The organism is Hymenobacter sp. HDW8 (assembly GCF_011305775.1).
Lineage (GTDB): Bacteria > Bacteroidota > Bacteroidia > Cytophagales > Hymenobacteraceae > Hymenobacter > Hymenobacter radiodurans.
Genome location: NZ_CP049907.1, coordinates 2,850,997 through 2,870,555 on the forward strand (window position 1 = coordinate 2,850,997; position 19,559 = coordinate 2,870,555).

Below are 19,559 nucleotides of genomic sequence, written 5' to 3' on the forward strand. Positions count from 1 at the left end.
AGCGGTCATGCAGAGCAATAGCGAAGCATCTCGCGTGCTGATGGTGGGTTACTAATCCAACGAAGCGAGCGAGATGCTTCACTGCGTTCTGCATGACCGCCTAGTATTATTAAGACCTATTACTTTTCAGAGGCGGTCTTGTTTAACTGATACATACTCTTTAACAGTCATTTCTATTGGATAAGCGAGATTTTGATGCGGTAGTCGTCGGTTCAGGGCCGAATGGGTTAGCGGCCGCCATTACGCTCCAGCAAGCTGGCCTATCCGTTTTGATACTGGAAGCCAAAGAAGCTATTGGCGGCGGGTTGCGGTCGGCTGAACTTACGCTGCCCGGCTTCGTGCACGACGTTTGCTCGGCCATTCATCCCTTAGCGGCCGAGTCGCCTTACCTCAAAACCTTGCCGTTGGCAGAGCATGGCTTACACTTTATTAATCCACCAGTAGCCGCCGCTCACCCTTTTGATACAGGCCGAGCCGCAACTCTAGATAGTTCACTATCGGAAACGGCCCGGCGGCTGGGGGCAGATGAAAAGACATACCGGCAACTTATCCAACCTATTGTCCGCGACTGGTCGGTGCTGGCGCCCGCTATTCTGGGGCCGCTGCGCATCCCGAAGCATCCGTTGGCAATGGCCCGTTTTGGCCTCGATGCGATTACTTCAGCTACGATGCTGGCCAAGCGTTTTCAAACGCCCGAAGCGCGGGGGTTGTGGGCTGGTATGGCTGCCCACGCCATTCAACCGCTTTCCAACGTTACTACCTCGGCCATCGGATTGGTTCTGATGGCTATGGGGCATGTGCGCGGGTGGCCACTACCGCAGGGCGGCTCGCAGGCCATTGCGCAGGCGTTGGCGTCGTATTTTACATCACTGGGGGGCAAAATTGAGACAAATGTGCACGTCAGCTCACTTACCCAACTGCCCTCCAGCCACGCCGTCCTGTTCGATGTCACGCCCCGACAGTTACTTCAGATTGCGGGGCATACCTTTTCGTCGCTTTATCGCTGGCAGTTAGAGCGCTACCGCTACGGCATGGGCGTGTTCAAGATTGATTGGGCCTTGGATGAACCTATTCCGTTCACGGCGCTGGAATGTCGCCAGGCTGGCACCGTTCATTTGGGAAATTCATTGGAGGAAATCGCCGATTCGGAGCAGCAGACCAATGAAGGCAAGCACCCCGAACGACCTTTTGTGCTTTTGGCCCAGCAAAGCCTGTTTGACCCCACCCGGGCGCCGGCCGGCAAGCACACGGCTTGGGCGTATTGCCACGTGCCCAACGGCTCGCAGGTAGACAGAACAAACGCCATTGAAAGCCAAGTAGAACGGTTTGCTCCCGGCTTCCGCGACCGGATTCTGGCCCGACACACCATGAATACCGCGCAGATAGAATCTTATAACAATAACTACGTTGGTGGCGACATCAACGGGGGTATTCTGGATGTGACGCAGTTGTTTACTCGCCCGGCGTTGCGTGCTTCGCCCTATCGCACCTCGGCGAAGGGTCTATACATCTGTTCTTCCTCTACGCCTCCCGGTGGCGGCGTGCACGGAATGTGTGGACACCACGCCGCTCGGCAAGCCTTGCAGGATATTTTCAAGCGCCAGCCAGCGCCTTTACTCAACAGCTAGGTTTAGGGTTTTCTGTTACAAGCACTTTTTAAAGCACCAAAAAAGCCCCCCAGAATATCCGGGGGTTTTTTATTGGTTGTTGAAAGAATAGGGCGCAGAACTAGAAAGAAAAGTTTACTGAAGCTTTAATCACGCGGTTTTGAGCGTCGAAACGGTCGTTTTTATCCAGGGAAGTGAGGCCGTAGTCGTAGCCGGCGCTTAGGCCCAGGCCGCTGTCGAACTGGTAACCCAGGCCACCAACTACGCCAAAGTCTAGCTCCCGGAATTGGTTGCGCACGTCATAGTCCTGCTTAAAGGCGGAGAAACCTAGCGCCCCGGCTTCCACCCGCACTTTGTTGCTGACCAAGTACGACGCTTGCGGGCCAGCGTAGATGTAGAAGCCGCGCGTGAGGTACGCCTTGGCCAATACAGGCACATCGATATAAGCCATGCGCGAGGTAGCCGTTACGCGCGCATTTAAGAAGTCGAACCGCTCTAAAGGAACGCGCCCTGCGAGTTGGGTGCCTTTTTCGGAGTATACCAGGCCGGGCTCAATGGCAAAGCGCGCGCCCAAAGGTAGCGTAGCATACAAGCCCGCATGAAAGCCAGGCCGCATTTCGCGCGTTACGGCACCATTGGTCAATTCGGCTACATCAAGCACGCTTTGCACCGCATCACCCGACCAGTCGGCGACGTTGACGCCCGCCCGCAGGCCAAACTGCACACCCCGGCTGGGGGAAGTCGAGATAGACGTAGTGGTAGAATATTGCTTTGGGCGGGGTGCCAAAGGTGCGTTATAGGGCTGCCGAACCTGAGCCTGAGCCCCGATGGCAGTAGAAAAGAGAAGAGCAAGCGCGGCCAGGCGACCGCAAAGACGCAGATTTTTCATATCCAGGAAATAGTAGAGAAGAAGAGAAGGAAACGCTGCTATTCGCTATGTGCACTTCGGAATAGCTGAGCGTTGCAAGGTATTATTGCAAAACCGTGCCAATCACAACGTTATGCAGCGTTAACAGCTATAGTGTTCTGATTTATAGCCAATTAAAAATCAGAATAAGTACAAGCATTCCCCTCTATATTTCTTGGACTGATCCCAAAAATTATCTGTAAAGTGATTTGAGCCCGTGCTGTTGACCGGAGTACGAGGTCGCCCTTTGTGATGAAAATTGCCCCCCGCTCAATCCTGCGGAGTTGTTGCGATCAACTGGTCAATTACGGCGAGGGCAGAGTTGTTGGCAGGCAGCGCCTGCACCAAGAACTGGCGTGCCAGCACAAACTGATTATGCGCCTGAAGATTATTTTTCTGCTCCAGATACAGATGGCCCAAGTAGAGTCGCTGGTACCCTTGGGCCAGCGGATCCTGGTTGGGAACAGCGGCTTGCTCCGTAAAAAAGGTAATAAGGTCTGGACCCTGATTATTGCTTAGATATAAGTCGAGCAACTCGCGGTAGGTGCTTTCATCCTTGGGCGCCAGCTGGTAGAGCTGCTGCGTGAGCCGCACAATTTCGGGCTTGTTCTTGCCTTTGAGGGCAGCCAGAAGCTTGGGTTTTACCGTCGCCAACTCCGTAGGATTGATGGGTTCGGGCTCGGTGGCAGGCGTAGTGGTGGTAGTAGCCGGCGTGGTGCGTGGCTTCGAGCGGGCCGGCTTGGCAGGTTTGCCCTCCGCTACGCGCTTTATTTGCTCCTCAATATCGGCCAGCATATAAGCCGCATCAGACTTGAATTGCTCGTCGGTGTACAGATTCATGGCTAAGCGCACCTCATCGCGCGATTTTTCCAGCTGCTTCAGCTCAAGCAGAGAGTAAGCCAGGTGATAATGAGCATCGGGGAAGTCCTTCTTCAACTGAATTGAGCGGCGGAAAGGCCCTACCGATTGGGCGAAGTTGCCGAGCCGCTCGTGAGCATACCCCAAGGCATAATAGGAGAGATAATCGCCGTAGCCGCGCAGGTGCGCTACCTCGTAGTGGCGCACCATAAGGGCAAAAAGCTTGTCCTCGCCCTTTGCCTTCTCGGCGCAGTCGCACTGCTGAGCGCTGTAATAATAGTCGCCTAACGCTTTGTCTAGCTTGTAGTTAGTGGGGTTGCGGCGCTTGAGGTTGAGCAGTGCCGTTTCGATGGGAAATCGATAGGCCGAGTCGTAGGAACGCTGAGCGCGCATTTGCTCCAGCGTTTCAACCAAGGCCAGATCCTTCATCGAAAAGATCTCATACTCGCGAGTGGTGATATTATATGACAGGGCAATTTCCTGTTTGCGCATCACCACGGCGGGCCGGCTATTTTGGGGATCAAACTTTTGAAGCAGGGCAAAGGCTGAGCTGTATTTGCGCTGGGCGACCAAGTCGTTGGCCTGTTTTAAGGCAGCTGATTCGGCTTTGTCAGTCTGGGCCGAAGCGGCAGTCAGGGTCAGCAGGAAAGCAAGAAAAAACGAGAAGACAGAACGCATGAATAGAGCAGGAAAAATGAATGCGGCGGCAAAGCCTTGCCGAAGATACCGGGTTGAGAAATAATCCTGACTTTCGCTAACGTTTTACTGTTCCCACTTATGCTGTCGTACGCCATACTCAAGCCCCTGATTCAACTGGGGCTGCGCGTTTTTTTCCGTCGAATAGAAGTGCGCCACCGCAAGCTGCTGCAAACGCCGGGACCGTTACTAATCGTCGCCAATCACCCTAATACGCTCATGGATCCGCTGGTAGTGGCTGCCAATCGGCGCGATTCAGTGGCTTTTCTGGCTAAAAGCACCTTTTTTAAGGGAGCTTTTATGAAATGGCTGATGGCGCAAACCAACTCCATTCCTATCTATCGACGCCAAGACGCGGATGGCACTGACCCCGCCGCCCAAGTAAGCCCCGAAGAATTGGCCCGGCGCAACGAAGCTACTTTCGGCCGCAGCTACGACTACCTCGACCAGGGCGGCACCATCATGATTTTTCCGGAAGGCACCAGTGTAACCGAGCGGCGGCTGCGCCCCCTCAAAACCGGGGCTGCCCGCATCGCGCTGGGCGCCGCCGCTCGCCACGATTTCAAACGGGAGGTGCAGATTTTACCGGTGGGCATCAATTATTTCGATCCCAGCCGATTTCGCTCCGATGTGCTGCTCAACGTGGCCTTGCCCATTCAGGTAACCGACTACGCGGCCTTGTACGCCCACGACCCCATCGCTGCTGCCGATGAGCTGACCGAGGAAATCAGACGACGGCTGGAGGATAACCTGGTGATTACCCGCGACGCGGCCGAAGACGAGCTGGTGCAGCAAGTGGAGCGCACCTTTGGCGAACACCTCGCGCCCGACGATGATGAAACCCTGTATGACAACTTCGAGCTCAGCCGCAACTTGTCGGAGGCCATTATTTACTTCGAGAAGCACGACCCCGCTCGCTTGCAGGAAGTGCGCGAGAAACTAAGCGAGTACCTACGTGAGTTGCGCGCGTTGCGCCTCACCGATGAGTCGCTGGAGTCGGGCAACAAAGGCGAGCGGTGGCTGCGGGGGGCAAAAACGGCGTTGAAGCTGGCGCTAGGCTTCCCCGTGTATGCGTACGGGGTAGTCAATAACTACCTGCCCTACCGGATTCCGTCGGTGGTAGCCCAGCGTGCTACCAAGGAAGTGGAGTTTGTGGCGCCTATTCTGATGGTGACGGGCATGGTTACGTTCAGCCTCGCCTATACCGCCCAGATTGCCCTTGTGCAGCACTTTGTGCAGGACTGGCGCCTGACCACGCTCTACGCTCTGAGCTTGCCGCTTACTGGGTTTTATGCCCTTTACTATTGGAATAACCTGCAGGACCGCCGCCAACGTTTGCGGGTGCTACGGCTGTTTCGGCAGCAGCGCCCGGAGATAGAGAAGCTGCTGCGCCAGCGTACCAGCATTATGCGCTTGCTCGCTAACGCACGGGCCGCCTATGTGGCTGGTAATGAACTGTAATGCAAAATTCGTGAGGCCTAAAACGTAAATTTGCCTCCCACACCCAGCGTCAGCACATCTGTCAATTTCAGCCCCGACAGGTTGGTGGCTAAGCTCACTACATACAAGTCATTGGTGCCCAGCTCATAGTAAAGCGACACTGCGCGCGGCTGACCCGTTGGACTAGGCTTTAGGGGGCGTGCGAGTTTTCCACCTATAAAGGCTCCGAAGCGCACCGTAGACGACCACCAGTAGTAGCCCTCGTAGTATTTCTCGTCGCGGGAGCGGTTCAGGGTACGGGAGGGAGTGTAGTTCACTAAGCCCCCAAAAGAAAGCGGATGCACCCGCCACGCCGCGCCACGAAGTGTAATAGTGTAGGGCGTGTAGGTAGTTTTGAGGGTGAAAATGCCCAGCGCTTTATTGCCCGCATAGCGCTGGGGTACGTAGCCAGCCAGCGCATCCACGTCGAGCCGCTGCCGAAACAGGCTATAGCCCACGCCACCGCTCACCATTCCGATGCCGCCCGCCGTTTGTAGTACGGCGTGCTGCGGCACGTACCAAGCCCGCGTCGAACGTGTGGCTGCCGAGTCAGTTGGAACTTGGGCTGCTGCTGGCAAAACAGATAAAATCAGCCCAAAAAAGCCCCCAGAAGTAGAAAAACACGCATAATTAAAAGGCAACTTTCTCGAGCTTGTACTGATCAGCACCCCATACGGTCAGAATCACGTATTGGCGCTTCTCGAAAGCATACGAGTTGATATAGGTTACGCCATCGGCGTACGGCTCGCCGATGCTGAAGCTATGGGCGTGGCCATTGAGGTGAAAAAGCAAGCGGGGGGCTTTTGCTAGCGCTTCGGTGTAAGGCTTGATAAGCGTGGGGTCAAAATCTTCGTTGGTGGGCGGTACATGGCAAAGCAAGATCTGGCGGCGTACACCCACGGTATCAGCGAGTTGCTGCTCAAGCCAGCCGATGTCAGGCACCTTGCCATTGAAGCCATATTCGCGGCTATTCGTGTCGATGAGAATAAAGCGGGTGCGGTCGTAGGTGAACGTGTAGTTCAGGGGCCCGAAGATTTCCTGATACGCTTGCCGGCCGTTAGCTACTTGGTCGTGGTTGCCGATAACGGTTAGATAAGGCACGTTCAGATGGCGCAGACGGTCATTCACCCACTGCATCTCGCGGCGCAGCCCAAAATCGGAGATGTCGCCGGCCACCACTACCGCCGCGATACCGCGCTGCCGATTCACGCTTTCCACCAACGACCCGGCTTCATCGTAAAACCGCTGGGAGTCGCCGGTAAAGACAAAGCGCAACGTGTCGCCGCCGGTGGGCTTCGGCGTTGCTTGCAGGCGCGCCAGGTTTTTGGCTGTCAGGTCGCGGTCGGCGGCGGGGGCGCGCACGTCGTTGGGGCTGAATTCGAACAGTTCGCAGCCGGTGAGTAGTACTGTGGCCGCCATCAGAAATACTCCCTGACGAATACGGCGCTTCAATGTAATGAGCATTAAATCAATTATTTGCAAAATATAGGGTCTCGCTGATTTACAGCATAACGGGCATTATTCAATCTACGGCACTGCTGCTTGCTGCTATTCATCGAGGTATTCGTGTACAAACTTAATCGCCATGGAGCCTTCGCCCACGGCCGATGCCACCCGTGCCATGGCCCCCACCCGATTGTCGCCGGCGGCAAAGATGCCCGGCACGCAAGTTTCGAGCAGATATGGCTCGCGGTTGCGCTTCCACAGGGCAGCGAAGCGAGGATCAGTTACCAAGTCGCGGCCCGTGAGCAAAAAGCCGCGCTTATCACAGAGCAAAATGTCTTGAACCCATTCGGTGCTGGGCTTCGCCCCGATAAAGACGAACATGGCGCGGGCGGGCCGCACCTCTTCCTGCCCCCGATTTACGATTACTACTTCCTCCAAATGATCCTGCCCCCGCACTTCCTTCACCTGCGCAAAAGGCAGAATCTCAATGTTTTCGGTTTGCCCAATCTGCTCGATTAGATAAGCCGACATGGAAGCCGCCAACGACTCGCCCCGAATCAAAATGAATACGCGGCGGGCATAAGTGGCCAGATACATGGCCGCTTGGCCGGCTGAGTTGCCACCGCCTACAATGTAAACGTCCTGTTGATCGCAGGAGCGAGCTTCGGTGCGGGCCGCGCCGTAGTACACGCCAGCGCCGCTTAAGTGATGCTCGCCGGGGACATCCAAGGTGCGGTAGCTTACGCCAGTGGCCAACACCAGGGCCCGGGTGCGTACTTCGCTGCCATCGGCCAGCGTCAGGACTTTGTACTCATCTTGCAAGCATAGATTAGTAACCTCTTGTGGGCCAACTAGTTCGGCGCCTAAACGAACGGCTTGTGCCCAGGCCCGATGCGCCAGTTCGGCACCGCTCAAGCCCGTGGGGAAGCCGAGGTAATTTTCTATTCGCGAGCTGCTGCCGGCTTGCCCGCCGGGGGCACCGCGCTCAATAACCAGTGTCTTCAGCCCCTCCGACGCACCATAAACCGCAGACGCCAGTCCCGATGGCCCAGCACCAATCACGACTACATCATAAAGCTCGGCGGAAGCTTTCTGCGACAAACCTATTTTGAGCGCCACCGCCGCTCGCTCGGGTCGGGCTAACGCAGAGCCATCTTCAAAGACAACGACGGGTAAGTCGGTGGGGGTGAGGCCCGTGCTTTGCAACAGCGTATCCGCTTCGGGGTTGGTTTCATAATCAAGCCATTGATACGCCACCATATAGCCCGCCAGAAAGTCTTTGAGCTCATGCGAAACCGGCGACCATTGAAACCCAATCAGCCGAAGACCTTGAAAGCGTGGCTTATAATGCGCTTGCCAAGCAGCTAGCAAGTCGCGCAATGTGGGGTAGAGGAGTTCCTGCGGTGGGTCCCAGGGTTTGAGGAGATAATAATCGAGGTGGGCGTTGTTGATGGCTCGAATAGCCGCTTCGGTATCGGCGTAGGCCGTGAGCAGCACCCGCTTGGCATCCGGAAAAATGGCGCGGGCTTTTTCCAGCAGCTCCACGCCTTCCATTTCGGGCATGCGCTGATCGGCCAAGAGCAGGGCCAACGGCTCGGCACGAGTGTCTAGCTCCTTCAGAATTTCCAGAGCCTCCGGCCCCGAGCTGGCCCGCAGCACCCGATAGTCACGGCGAAACTCGCTTCGCAAATCCCGGTCGATGGCGCTGAGCACCTGCGGATCATCGTCTACAACAAGGAGAACTGGTTTTTTCATAGCAGTGATAGGTGCTTCGTAAACTATGCGCTAATAGGTTAGTAGGATGTCATGCTGCGCTTTGCCTGACGGTCAATCGTATCCATGCAAAGGTACAGACGGGCCGGGGGGCTTTTTTACTTCAACTACTCTCGGCCTTCTCAGAAAAAGCCCCCCAACCTTACAACGCTGGAAGCCACACGCTAAACTCCGTGTGCCCAGGTACTGAGTTCACCTCCAGACGCCCATTATGGCTTCGTACAATACGCTGAGCGATATCGAGGCCCAGGCCGGAGCCGGCACCGGCTTCCTTTGTAGAGAAGAAGGGCTCAAAAATATGGTTCAGCACATCCGGCGCGATACCCGTACCGTTGTCGATGATGGCAACGCGCACAAAGCCACTCTGCAAATGGGTGCGTACCGTAATCTCGCCGCCCACAGCCACAGCATCGATGGCGTTATCGAGCAGGTTGGTCCATACCTGGTTCAGGCTACTGACTTGGCCCCGTACCAACGGAAGCTGGGGAGCAAAATCGCGAGTCAGCTGAATCTTTTTGTCGCGGAGCTGATGGCCCAGCATGGTAAGGGTGCTTTCCAGACCGCTGTGAATATCGAGGGGCGCGCGGTCGGTGGCGCGGTCCATGTGCGAGTAGGTCTTTACGCTGGCTACCAAAGTGCTGATCCGTCCGCCGGCCTCCTGCACATCTCGGATTAGACGTTGGGTGGTGAGTTGGCCTTCCAGCCAAGCAAAAGCAGCCGGTAGCGCGGGCTTGGGCAAGTTGGCGGCTACGGGAGCAAGTATATCCTTGGTCACTCCAGCCTCCAGCAGCCCGGCCGCGAGGCGGTAGCCATCGGCTACTCCTTGGTCTTCGAGCCAATCGGCTAGATCGTCCTCGTAATCAGCGCACTCCAGCGCCGACATAGACTTCTCATTAGCATTTATTTCCGTAGCTAATAGCGTCAACGCTTTCAGCGCTTCCGGAGTAGGGCAATGCTGAAGCAAGTCCAGCAGCTGCGAGGGCTTAGCCAGGTTCAACTCCTGCAAGGCTTGCGAGGCGCGGGCAATGGCCGCCGCCGGATTATTCAGCTCATGCGCTAATCCCGCCGACAGCTTACCGAGGGCGCGCAGCTTGTCGTCGCGTTCTTGCCCGCGGGCCTCATCACGGGCCCGGTCGCTCATCAAGGCCACCAAGCGCTGCGTCAGTTCCGGGCTTGTTCGCTCAAGCTCCGGAAACAGGTCGCGGTGCAGCACGAACGTAACGGTAGGCATGGTCGCGATGCTATAGCCATTCACAACGCGCAACCGCGAATACGGCAGCACGCCACTCACTTGCCCCGCACTTATCCGAAAAATAGGCTCCCGATTGCCATTGCGCACCGCAAAAAACTGGAGTTCGCCTTGTAGTAAGGCCATCATATACTCAGCTGGGTCGCCGGGTTTGAAGATTACCTCTTCGGCCGCGTATTCGCGCCGCTCGCCGTGAGCAAGGAGCCAATCGATGGTTTCGGGGGGCAAATCGGCGAATGCCGGAATAACGGCTAGATCGGTAGGGGCAAGGCTAACCATACAAATGAGATAGCTAAGGGGAAATAAATCGATACATAACAAGCAGCGCTGCGCCTGAGTTTGGCTAGCTCATCTGGCGGCAGACTGGGGGGCTTTTTTCGTAATCCAAGCCCTTAAAGACCTTAAGCAAGGTAAGCCAAATTCACTTTCGGCTGACCTAATGCAACGGATACTCACCGCCGCCGACGTCCCAAACCGGTGAGCACCGGCAAATCTCGATCTTGCCAAACTTTTCCTTCCCGCTGAGCATTCTATACGTTCATCCGAACCAATTCATGGCCAAAATCAAGACCCTTTATTTCTGTCAAAAGTGTGGTGCTCAGTCAGCCAAATGGATTGGCCGCTGCCCATCGTGTGGGGAGTGGAACACCTACGTGGAGGAAGTAGTCGAAAAAGAAAATAACCAGTCTACCGGCTCCTGGAAGCCGCCTACAGCTTCACCCGGCGCCAAAACTAGCGCCAAGCCCCGCCCCATCGGCGAGATTCACTACGAGGAGGAAGCCCGTATCGACACGCATGACGGCGAGCTAAACCGCGTGCTCGGGGGTGGCCTCGTGCCCGGCTCCCTGGTGCTTATCGGTGGCGAGCCGGGCATTGGCAAAAGCACCCTTATGCTGCAGATTGCCATGAGCTTACGGCAACTCAAGGTGCTTTATATCTCGGGAGAGGAAAGTGAGCAGCAAATCAAGATGCGGGCGGAGCGCCTCGGCGACCAGCATCCCGGCTGCTATATCCTCACCGAAACCAATACTCAAAATATCTTCCGCCAAATCGACCAGCTACAGCCCAATGTGGTGGTAGTCGATTCCATCCAAACCCTGCAATCGGGCTTGGTGGAGTCAGGAGCCGGCTCGGTGTCGCAGGTGCGGGAGTGCACGGCCGAACTACTCAAGTACGCCAAGGAAACCGGCGTTCCCGTGCTGCTCATTGGCCACATCACAAAGGACGGTTCTATTGCCGGCCCCAAGATTCTGGAGCATATGGTCGATACCGTGTTGCAGTTCGAAGGCGACCGACATCTGAGCTACCGCATTCTGCGCACCATCAAAAATCGCTTTGGGTCTACTTCTGAGCTGGGTATTTATGAGATGCAGGGCGCCGGTTTGCGCCAGGTATCCAACCCTTCGGAAATTCTGCTTAGCCAGCGCACCGAAACACTCAGTGGCATTGCCATCGGGGCTACATTGGAGGGGAATCGGCCCTTGCTAGTGGAAGTGCAGGCCCTAGTGAGCCCCGCTACGTATGGCACACCCCAGCGCAGTAGTACCGGCTTCGACTCCAAGCGGCTACAGATGCTGCTGGCCGTACTCGAAAAGCGGAGCGGCCTCCGTCTGGGGCAGCACGACGTGTTTCTAAACATTGCCGGTGGGTTGCGTTTAGAAGACCCGGCCCTCGATTTGGCCGTATGCGCTGCTGTCGTTTCTTCCCTCAATGACATACCGCTCAGCGGCGAGACCTGCTTGGCGGCTGAGGTAGGATTGAGCGGCGAAATACGTGCCGTCAGCCGTCTCGATCAGCGTTTGTCGGAGTCCGAAAAACTCGGCTTTCAGGAAATGTACATTTCGCAGTTTAATGCTCGAGGTTTGGACTTAGGGCGCTTTGGTATTCGGGTACACCCGGTTGGGAGGCTGGATGAAGTATTAACAGGACTGTTTGGGTAAAAAATTTAGGCATGTTTATAGCTGGTAACAAGTAGTGAATCGCTGCTTCTATTCCGGTAAAATACATTTTTCACCCTTTTTCAGATGCCAAGAGAGCTTTTACGCCACTCAGCTTCCCAATTTCGAACTCATACCCCAACAAGAAGTTACGAAAAAGTGATTCTCAATATTGCACTTTATAGGTTTATATGCCTTATCTTCGGGGTAAGAATTGTCTTATAACGAGAATATACTGAATTGATCCGCTCAACCAGTTATTAGTATTTAGCTAAGTATTCACCACGGATCCTCCGTGCTGTCGATTGCCTACTGCATGAATTCTGCTTCGAAAAAATCGCCTCTCCGTTTTCTTATTGGTCTGCTGACTGTTGCGCTGTTGGCGCCCGCTATGAGTCGGGCACAGGGCACTGTGGTGCTGACCGGGAAGGTGAGCAACCATAAGACGGATACTATTGCTGTTTCTTTTCGCGAGCATCCGCTCGACGCGAAAGAGCACATTACTTACGCGCGCCTCGATAGCAAAGGGGAGTTTCGGCTGGCCGTGGCGGTGCCTGGTCCTACCCGCGCCGACCTCGTGTACGGTGATGATGTAGCTGATCTGTTTCTGGAGCCTGGCAACGCAATTGAAGTGCGTTTCAAAAGCAATGACCTAGCTTCCAGCATCAAGTTTAAGGGCCCTGGCTCCGCTGCCAGCAGCTATCTCGTGGAACTGGACGAACAGTTTATTGAAAATGATGGCTTTCAGGTCCTGCCCGATAACATCATGCTTTACGAGCCTGGCTTCCTGTCTTTTCTGGATTACCGCCGCAAAGCCGAGCAGAAATTTTTGGACGGTTACGCGCAGGACAATCAGGTATCGGCCGCTTTCAAGGCCTATGCACAGGCCGAAATCGATTATAGCTATGCTAACGACCGCCTCACGTTTCAGGATCTGCGTGAGCAGGTGGTAGCCACAGAAGGCCGCCTGAAAATGACGCCTGAGTATTATGGCTTCCTCAACGACGCGAAGCTCATCAACAATCCCAGCGCTGCCCAAAGCGAGCAACATCAGGAGTTTTTGCTGAATTACATCCATCATACCGCAGTAGCGGCCAACCATCAGCGCACCGATCCCGACTTTTACTGGGTGTGCTATGAGTTGGCCAAGAAGCAACTGACAGGTCCGGTAAAGCCCTTGGTTATGGGTCGTGTTCTGCAGGAGTCGTTCCGTTTCGGGCATGTGAAGCAGTCGGCAGCGATGCTAGCTGACTTTCGCAGCGTAGATCCTAAAAATGAGTTTTTTCCGCTGCTACAGCGCGATTTTGAAACTCACAAAGCCTTCGCTATTGGTGCGCCGGCTCCCGACTTCAAGCTCGTAACGGTAAAAGGCGACACAGTGTCGTTGCGTGATTTTGCCGGTAAGCTCGTGTACCTGAACTTCTGGCGCACGACCAGCGGTCTGAGCTTGCGCGACCTACCGTATGCTCAGGATTTAGCGAGGAAATTCGAAGGCAAAAACATTGTGTTTCTCAATATTGCCCTCGATGACAACGACCCCGCCTGGAAGCAACTGGTAGTAAGCAAGAAGCTGCCGGGTGTACATGTGCGGGCGGCGGGCGGCTTGCGCTCAGCGCTGGCTCGGGCCTACGCTTTACAAGAGGTGCCCTCGTATTTTTTGCTGGCTGAAGATGGCTCTTTCCTCAATACCAAGCCTAAGCGTCTAAGTAGTCACGCGGCAATCGACGAGATAAAAGAGTCATTTGGCAAAGCCTCCACGTACACCAGCGCCTTGCCCGTAGCAACCGATAAATAAGCTCACGGCCCTAAAGCAAAAAAGCCCCCCAGACTAACTCTGGGGGGCTTTTTTGCTTTAGGGCCGTGAGCTAGGCTGCCCGGAAGCCGGTAGCTTGCTTAATCGTGCGCTCGGCGCCGGAAGCTGGCTCCGAGTAGCTATGGTCGCTTACCTCAATGGAAAGCTTCTTACCCAGCAACTGCTTTGTGTCGAGGTCTTTGCCGGCTTCGGCATGAATGCCAACAGCGGAGTACAGGGACAGCAGAATGGGCATGGCCGCCGCCGAAGTATAGAACCGTTGCGTCACGAAGCCGTCTTCGTTTTCCATGCGCGCCGCGAAGAATGGCACATTCTGGTGCTCACTGGTGCCTTCTTGAATATCAGTAATCTCAACTGTATGGCGGCCATCGGGCAAGAAGCCCTTTTCCTGGCCTTTTTCAACTGGAATTTTCATAGTAGCAGATCAGAGTTAGATACTAGTTAACGGTAGAGGCAGAGTGAGGTTTATAGTGCTTGTATAAAATCACTATGATATACTTTTATCTCAGCTCAACAATCAGAATTCCAGCTAGTTATGGAAATATTCCAAAGTCTTTTCCTTATATTCATATAGCGCTTTAATACTGTCAATCACCAGCTCAACGGGCAGGTCATGGCCGGTTTTATCTCCCACTCTACAATTCCGAATCTATGCTAAACAAACTTACCGGCTGTTGCCTCTTGGCATTAGGCTCCGTAGCGTTTTCCGCCTGCGACCAGTTCGGCCTAGAAGACTGGCGAGGGAATGGACAGCCTGCCCCCCGGCCCAAGATAGCCTTGACCTCCCCTAATATGGACGCTCGCCAAGTAGTAAATGGCCCCCCGTCGCGGGCTATTGGGACTTACGCAGGGCTCTACGACCCACAAACCAATGTATTGGTTTCTACTATTGGTTACTCTGTGGAGCCTGTACTATCGGCTCACCTGCACCGGGGGCAGCCAGGAACGAATGGGCCCATCGTTTTCTCCTTTCCTTCGCTCACACACCCTGTGGGAGCTACCGTTACCCTTTCCGAAGAGGATGAGGTGTTGCTACTCAACAACGGGATGTATGTGGATGTGCATACGCCAATTTTTCCTCAGGGCGAACTTCGAGGGCCTGTCAGGCGGCAGTAAAGCAGGCTCTGCTATAGCCCAGCCGCAAGAATACTAAAGCGATACACGCTCACTTCATGCTCCCCAATCATGCTACAAAAACTCACTTCCGGTTTTCTCTTACTCCTGAGTCTGGGCATTACGGCTGCCTGTGACCAATTTGATATAGATGACCTGCGCAAAAAGGTGCCGCCTAGTCCTCCCGAAATATCTCTGTCCGCGAGACTCACGAACGACCAACTAGTGCCGAGGCCACTGTTTCCCAGCAGCGGCTTAGCTTCTTTTACGGGCACCTATGACCAGCAGACTAACGTCCTGACTTATGTGGTAGCATTCAATAGCAGTGTATTTAATTCTGTAACCGCAGATGAAGTGCACCTGCACCGGGGCGCGCCCGGAACGAATGGGCCTATTGCGTTTACCTTGCCCGCCCGCAATGGGACCGTCACGTTATCCGAAGCTGACGAGGCTCTGCTATTGGCGGGGAATATGTATGTGGACGGAGAGTCGCTGGTCGACGCGGGGCAGCGGCTCGCTGCCCTAACTCGGGGGGCTATTATAAGGCAGCCGTCCACTCCTGTTCCCGTTCCGGGCCCTCAAGTAGCTCTGACAGCCCAGGTAAATGGTAGTCAGGTAGTGCCGCCCACTTCTTCTGCTCGTGCGGGCATTATCAATGCATTATATGATAAGGACACCAATGTGCTCACCTACTGGTCACTTATTAGTTTACCATCTTCATCACCAGTGGTGCATTTGCACCGCGCCGCGCCGGGCACGAATGGGCCCATTATAGCGACGTTGCCTTCAAATAGTGGTTTCTTGCCCTTTGAAGGCAAGGCGAGCATTCTGGAAGCTGACGAAGCGGCATTGCTCTCCGGTGACACTTATATAGACGTGCATAGCGCTGAGTTTCCGAATGGCGAGGTTAGGGGGGCAGTTGTGCCACTCTAATATAGATTGTATTTTAGTTATAAACGCAAGAGGACTAAATTGTTATGAACCGAATTCGCCGCTTTGTCGTACGTTCTACGAAGGTGTTTACGGTTCAGATTTCCGCGTTAGCGGGCCCAACTTTTCTTCTTTTCTATAACCCACTCTTTACTACCTAACCAATGCTTAAAAAACTCACTTCCGGTTTCCTCCTGGCCTTTGGCCTGGTGGCTTTTTCATCGTGCGACCAAGTCAATTTGGATGAGTTGCGCAAGATTATCCAGCCCGCTCCAAACCCCAATGTGGTATTGACGGCGGTGCTCAATGGCAGCCAAGAGGTGCCACCAACTCCCTCAGCCGCTACGGGCACTTTTTCGGGAGTGTACAACAAAGACACCAACGTACTCACCTACACGGTAACCTACACCGGCCTGACCCCGCAAGCCGGACACCTGCACCGCGGCGCGCCCGGCACGAATGGCCCCGTAATTCACCCCTTCCCCCAACTGACGTCCCCCATCACGGCAACCGCCACCTTCACGGAAGCCGACGAAGCCCTATTGCTCAACAACGGTTTCTACGCCAACCTGCATAGCGCCGCTTTCCCCGGCGGCGAAATAAGAGGAGATATTAAAGTGAAATAGATACCTGTAAGTTGTCAAGAAAGCCCCCCACACGACATGTATGGGGGGCTTTTTTGTGCCTCAGAAACGCTGTCGAAACTTTAGGGGGCTTTTTTGTTCCGGCATTGCCGACCTTTGCCCGCACCATGGCCTCTACGCTCACCGACGCACTCAACCTGCTTTCCAAAACTACCCCGCGCCGGGCGCTTAATACCGCGCAGGTGGTTGGGAGCTACGCCCTAAGCAAGCTAACCGGCAAGGCGCGCCACTGGGGGCTGCCAATGGCTCTGTCGTTTGAGCCAACGACCAGTTGCAACCTGCGTTGCCCAGAATGCCCCAGTGGGCTGCGCTCCTTCACCCGGCCCACCGGTATGCTGCCCGACGAACTGTTTAAGCGCACCATCGACGAAGTAGCGGCGCGGCTCTGGTACCTGATTTTTTATTTTCAGGGTGAGCCGTACCTGCATCCGCACTTTCTGGAACTGGTGAAATACGCCGCCGATAAAGGAATTTATACCGCTACCAGCACCAACGCGCATTACCTCAACGACCAAAACGCCCGGCGTACCGTGGAGTCTGGCCTAGACCGGCTGATTATCTCACTTGATGGCACCACTCAAGAAACCTATCAGCAGTACCGCGTGGGGGGCAAAATCGATAAGGTGCTGGAGGGTACGCGCAATGTGCTACGCTGGCGCAAAGAGCTAAAGTCGAACACGCCGCGCGTGGTGTTTCAGTTTTTGGTAGTAAAGCCCAACGAGCACCAGATTGAGGATGCTAAGCAACTGGCCAAGGAAATGGGTGTGGACGACGTATGGTTTAAAACCGCCCAGATCTACGACTACCAGAACGGTTCGCCCCTCATCCCAACCATCGACTACTACTCGCGCTACGAGAATAACCAGAATGGCACCTGGAGCATCAAGAACCGCCTGCTGAATCATTGCTGGAAGATGTGGCACTCCTGCGTTATCACCTGGGATGGCTTGGTGGTGCCCTGCTGCTTCGATAAAGACGCCGAGTATCGTCTCGGTGATTTGTCTCAACAAACCTTTCGCGGCTTATGGCAGGGCCCAAAGTATCGGCAGTTTCGTGCTTCTCTGCTTAAAGGCCGCGACCAGATTGAGATGTGTCGCAACTGTACAGAAGGAACGCGCGTGTGGGGCTGAATAAGAGATTGATGCACAAAAAAGCCCCCAGAAGAATTTCTGGGGGGCTTTTTTGTGCATCAATCTCTTATTTATGATCCTTCTTCAGGTTTTTGCCTAGGTCTTCTACCTGCTTCAGAAACTCCAGACTGTCTGAGTCGCCAGTTGGGCCGTAGGAGGAGGAAATGGTGCCGCGTGTACCGTCAGCACACTCCAAGGCATAAAGGATAGACATATCATCGGGGTCGCTCTCGCCCTCGAAGCGGTAAAAATCTACGATGGTCACATCTTGAGGACCGTAGCTGATGGTTTCGGAGCTAAAAGGGCGCAGGCGGCCGTCTTCAACCCGAAAATCTTCGGTGAAACCGTCCTTGGCTAGCTTTTGCTCTACCATAATCAGGGAGCGTTCTTCTTCTTTATCTTGCATGATCAGGGGGCGTTTGGGAGTGGAACGGTTCGGCAGAATAGGGAACAAAAAGAACCCCGTGCCGACTATACGCAGTCGGCACGGGGCGAGGTTGTCTGAATCGACAATAGTGAATGTTATTTACTTGGTAACGGTCCAGCTTTCTGCGCTGCCGCTTCAATAGTGCGTTGCAGCCGGTCGACATCGATGGTACCGCAAGCACCGCCGCAGCCCTTGGCGCACCCCGTGGTACTAGGGGAGAAAAAAGCCCCCCAGAATATCCGGCCCACATAGAAAGTGGCCGCCAGAAACAAAACGCCGATCAGGAAATATTGGAATAGCATAACGCCCACAAAACTACGCAATCGGAAAAAAAGTTTGGCGCTGACGCTTACTACTTCCAATAATCACCAATGGTTTGCTGCATCTGCCGGTGTATCTGACCGTTGGTAGCTAACACTTCCCGGCCAAATATGGGGTCGCCATTAGTGAGAAACTGCGTGACATGGCCACCGGCTTCACGCACTAGCAGCACGCCAGCCGCTACGTCGTAGGAGTTAATGTTGAACTCAAAATATCCATCAAAGCGCCCGGCTGCAACGTAGGCGAGGTCTAGCGCCGCTGAGCCCACGCGCCGAATACCGTGCGTTGACTGCATGAATTCACCCATGATTTTTAGGTAGGCATCGAGCCGGTCGAACTTGTAGTAAGGAAAGCCCGTGGCTAATAGCGACTCGTGCAAATTGGCCGCCGCCGATACGTGAATCGGCTTTTCATTACAGAAAGCACCGCCGCCCAGTGCTGCCCGGAAGCACTCATCCTGGTTGATTTCATACACCACGCCCACCACTAGCTCGTCACGGTGCATCAGCGCCACACTCACGCAATACGCGGGCTGTCCATGAATGAAATTAGTAGTACCATCGAGCGGATCGATAATCCAATTGTATTCCTCGGTGCGGGCTTTGGCGGCGGTGCCTTCTTCCGTAATAAAGCCAGCTTCTGGCAGCAGCGCATGCAGTTCGTCTACCAGCTGCTTCTCGCTTTGCTGATCGACGTACGAAACCATATCATGCAAGCCCTTGTGCTCCACGGTAGCTAGGTCGAAGCTAGCTGCCTCCTGGCGAATAAACTGCCCGGCCCGGCGCGCTATCTCCGCTACCTGAAGGCTTAATGCGTTGAAATCCATAGAGTGAGTTGTTGTCTGAACTTTACATCAGACTAAATAATAGAGAAAATCTATGTGGTCAGTTATAGCGCTAGCTCGAAAGGAACCCACTGACCATTAACCAGTTTCTCGAGGTGACCCCATTCTGGGTTACTCTCAAGACGGCCTTTTACGCGAATAGGCGCAATCCAGTCATGTTGGCAGTTATCTAGAGGTTCTGAAATAACTTCCCAGTCAGCCGGAAGAGTACCGTACTCCTCTAGTGCAGCTGCTATAGCTTCTTGGATATTTTCGTGCCATTGATCCCAGCAGGCACCAGCATCATTCAGGGTATTATAACCAAACAGATAAACACCGTTACCTGTATCATAAATCATAATACGCTTTGTGTCTGAAACGGGCTTACGGACAACTGCAATCATTC

The 19,559-nt window shown here is 54.6% G+C and carries 19 protein-coding genes; 8 read left to right on the forward strand and 11 right to left on the reverse strand.

What is annotated here, in order from left to right:
- Positions 1–176: 176 nt before the first annotated feature.
- Positions 177–1,628 (forward strand): phytoene desaturase family protein, encoded by a 1,452-nt coding sequence (locus tag G7064_RS12070; RefSeq protein ID WP_166073767.1) that lies wholly within the window; start codon positions 177–179, stop codon positions 1,626–1,628.
- A gap of 100 nt (positions 1,629–1,728) precedes the next feature.
- On the opposite strand, the gene G7064_RS12075 is transcribed toward G7064_RS12070, so the two are convergent.
- Together G7064_RS12075 and G7064_RS12080 are read right to left on the reverse strand one after the other, a co-directional pair.
- Entirely contained in the window at positions 1,729–2,496 is a 768-nt protein-coding gene (locus tag G7064_RS12075; protein ID WP_166073768.1) for a porin family protein, read from the reverse strand.
- A gap of 288 nt (positions 2,497–2,784) precedes the next feature.
- On the reverse strand, positions 2,785–4,050 hold the full coding sequence (locus G7064_RS12080) for a hypothetical protein (protein ID WP_166073770.1): 1,266 nt from the start codon (positions 4,048–4,050) through the stop codon (positions 2,785–2,787).
- A gap of 99 nt (positions 4,051–4,149) precedes the next feature.
- Here G7064_RS12080 and G7064_RS12085 point away from each other — a divergent pair, with 99 nt between their 5' ends.
- Complete coding sequence (locus G7064_RS12085) at positions 4,150–5,529, forward strand: lysophospholipid acyltransferase family protein (RefSeq protein ID WP_166073771.1); 1,380 nt, start codon at positions 4,150–4,152, stop codon at positions 5,527–5,529.
- Between the two features lie 17 nt (positions 5,530–5,546).
- On the opposite strand, the gene G7064_RS12090 is transcribed toward G7064_RS12085, so the two are convergent.
- The 4 genes from G7064_RS12090 to G7064_RS12105 form a co-directional block, all read right to left on the reverse strand.
- Complete coding sequence (locus tag G7064_RS12090; protein ID WP_166073772.1) at positions 5,547–6,125, reverse strand: hypothetical protein; 579 nt, start codon at positions 6,123–6,125, stop codon at positions 5,547–5,549.
- 52 nt (positions 6,126–6,177) lie between these two features.
- Positions 6,178–7,011, reverse strand: a complete 834-nt coding sequence (locus tag G7064_RS12095; RefSeq protein WP_240935471.1) for a metallophosphoesterase family protein — start codon at positions 7,009–7,011, stop codon at positions 6,178–6,180.
- 84 nt (positions 7,012–7,095) lie between these two features.
- The gene (locus G7064_RS12100; protein WP_166073773.1) at positions 7,096–8,748 is read right to left on the reverse strand and encodes an FAD-dependent oxidoreductase; all 1,653 of its coding nucleotides are present in this window, start codon (positions 8,746–8,748) and stop codon (positions 7,096–7,098) included.
- Between the two features lie 160 nt (positions 8,749–8,908).
- The gene (locus tag G7064_RS12105) at positions 8,909–10,294 is read right to left on the reverse strand and encodes a sensor histidine kinase (RefSeq protein ID WP_166073774.1); all 1,386 of its coding nucleotides are present in this window, start codon (positions 10,292–10,294) and stop codon (positions 8,909–8,911) included.
- A 275-nt stretch (positions 10,295–10,569) separates the two neighbouring features.
- On the opposite strand from G7064_RS12105, the gene radA reads away from it, so the two are divergent.
- Both radA and G7064_RS12115 read left to right on the forward strand, forming a co-directional pair.
- A complete protein-coding gene (gene radA / locus G7064_RS12110) occupies positions 10,570–11,955 on the forward strand; it encodes a DNA repair protein RadA (protein ID WP_133274518.1) in 1,386 nt (461 codons plus the stop codon).
- 313 nt (positions 11,956–12,268) lie between these two features.
- Positions 12,269–13,747 carry a TlpA family protein disulfide reductase gene (locus G7064_RS12115; RefSeq protein ID WP_166073775.1) on the forward strand — a complete coding sequence of 493 codons (1,479 nt, stop codon included), beginning with the start codon at positions 12,269–12,271 and terminating at the stop codon, positions 13,745–13,747.
- A gap of 70 nt (positions 13,748–13,817) precedes the next feature.
- Here the strand turns inward: G7064_RS12115 and G7064_RS12120 are convergent, their stop codons facing one another.
- A complete protein-coding gene (locus G7064_RS12120; RefSeq protein WP_133274516.1) occupies positions 13,818–14,180 on the reverse strand; it encodes a hypothetical protein in 363 nt (120 codons plus the stop codon).
- Positions 14,181–14,416: 236 nt separating this feature from the next.
- Between G7064_RS12120 and G7064_RS12125 the strand changes: the two genes are divergently transcribed.
- The 4 genes from G7064_RS12125 (at position 14,417) to G7064_RS12140 (ending at position 17,582) form a co-directional block, all read left to right on the forward strand.
- Complete coding sequence (locus G7064_RS12125) at positions 14,417–14,881, forward strand: CHRD domain-containing protein (RefSeq protein WP_133274515.1); 465 nt, start codon at positions 14,417–14,419, stop codon at positions 14,879–14,881.
- A 69-nt stretch (positions 14,882–14,950) separates the two neighbouring features.
- Positions 14,951–15,811 carry a CHRD domain-containing protein gene (locus G7064_RS12130; RefSeq protein ID WP_166073776.1) on the forward strand — a complete coding sequence of 287 codons (861 nt, stop codon included), beginning with the start codon at positions 14,951–14,953 and terminating at the stop codon, positions 15,809–15,811.
- A 161-nt stretch (positions 15,812–15,972) separates the two neighbouring features.
- Positions 15,973–16,434, forward strand: a complete 462-nt coding sequence (locus G7064_RS12135) for a CHRD domain-containing protein (protein WP_166073777.1) — start codon at positions 15,973–15,975, stop codon at positions 16,432–16,434.
- 125 nt (positions 16,435–16,559) lie between these two features.
- Positions 16,560–17,582 carry an SPASM domain-containing protein gene (locus G7064_RS12140; RefSeq protein ID WP_166073778.1) on the forward strand — a complete coding sequence of 341 codons (1,023 nt, stop codon included), beginning with the start codon at positions 16,560–16,562 and terminating at the stop codon, positions 17,580–17,582.
- 67 nt (positions 17,583–17,649) lie between these two features.
- On the opposite strand, the gene G7064_RS12145 is transcribed toward G7064_RS12140, so the two are convergent.
- From G7064_RS12145 to G7064_RS12160, 4 genes are all read right to left on the reverse strand, one after another.
- Entirely contained in the window at positions 17,650–17,988 is a 339-nt protein-coding gene (locus tag G7064_RS12145) for a hypothetical protein (protein WP_133274512.1), read from the reverse strand.
- A 116-nt stretch (positions 17,989–18,104) separates the two neighbouring features.
- A complete protein-coding gene (locus G7064_RS21930) occupies positions 18,105–18,311 on the reverse strand; it encodes a hypothetical protein (protein ID WP_205703459.1) in 207 nt (68 codons plus the stop codon).
- Positions 18,312–18,361: 50 nt separating this feature from the next.
- Complete coding sequence (locus G7064_RS12155; protein WP_166073779.1) at positions 18,362–19,156, reverse strand: inositol monophosphatase family protein; 795 nt, start codon at positions 19,154–19,156, stop codon at positions 18,362–18,364.
- 62 nt (positions 19,157–19,218) lie between these two features.
- Positions 19,219–19,557, reverse strand: a complete 339-nt coding sequence (locus G7064_RS12160) for a hypothetical protein (protein ID WP_166073780.1) — start codon at positions 19,555–19,557, stop codon at positions 19,219–19,221.
- Positions 19,558–19,559: the final 2 nt, after the last annotated feature.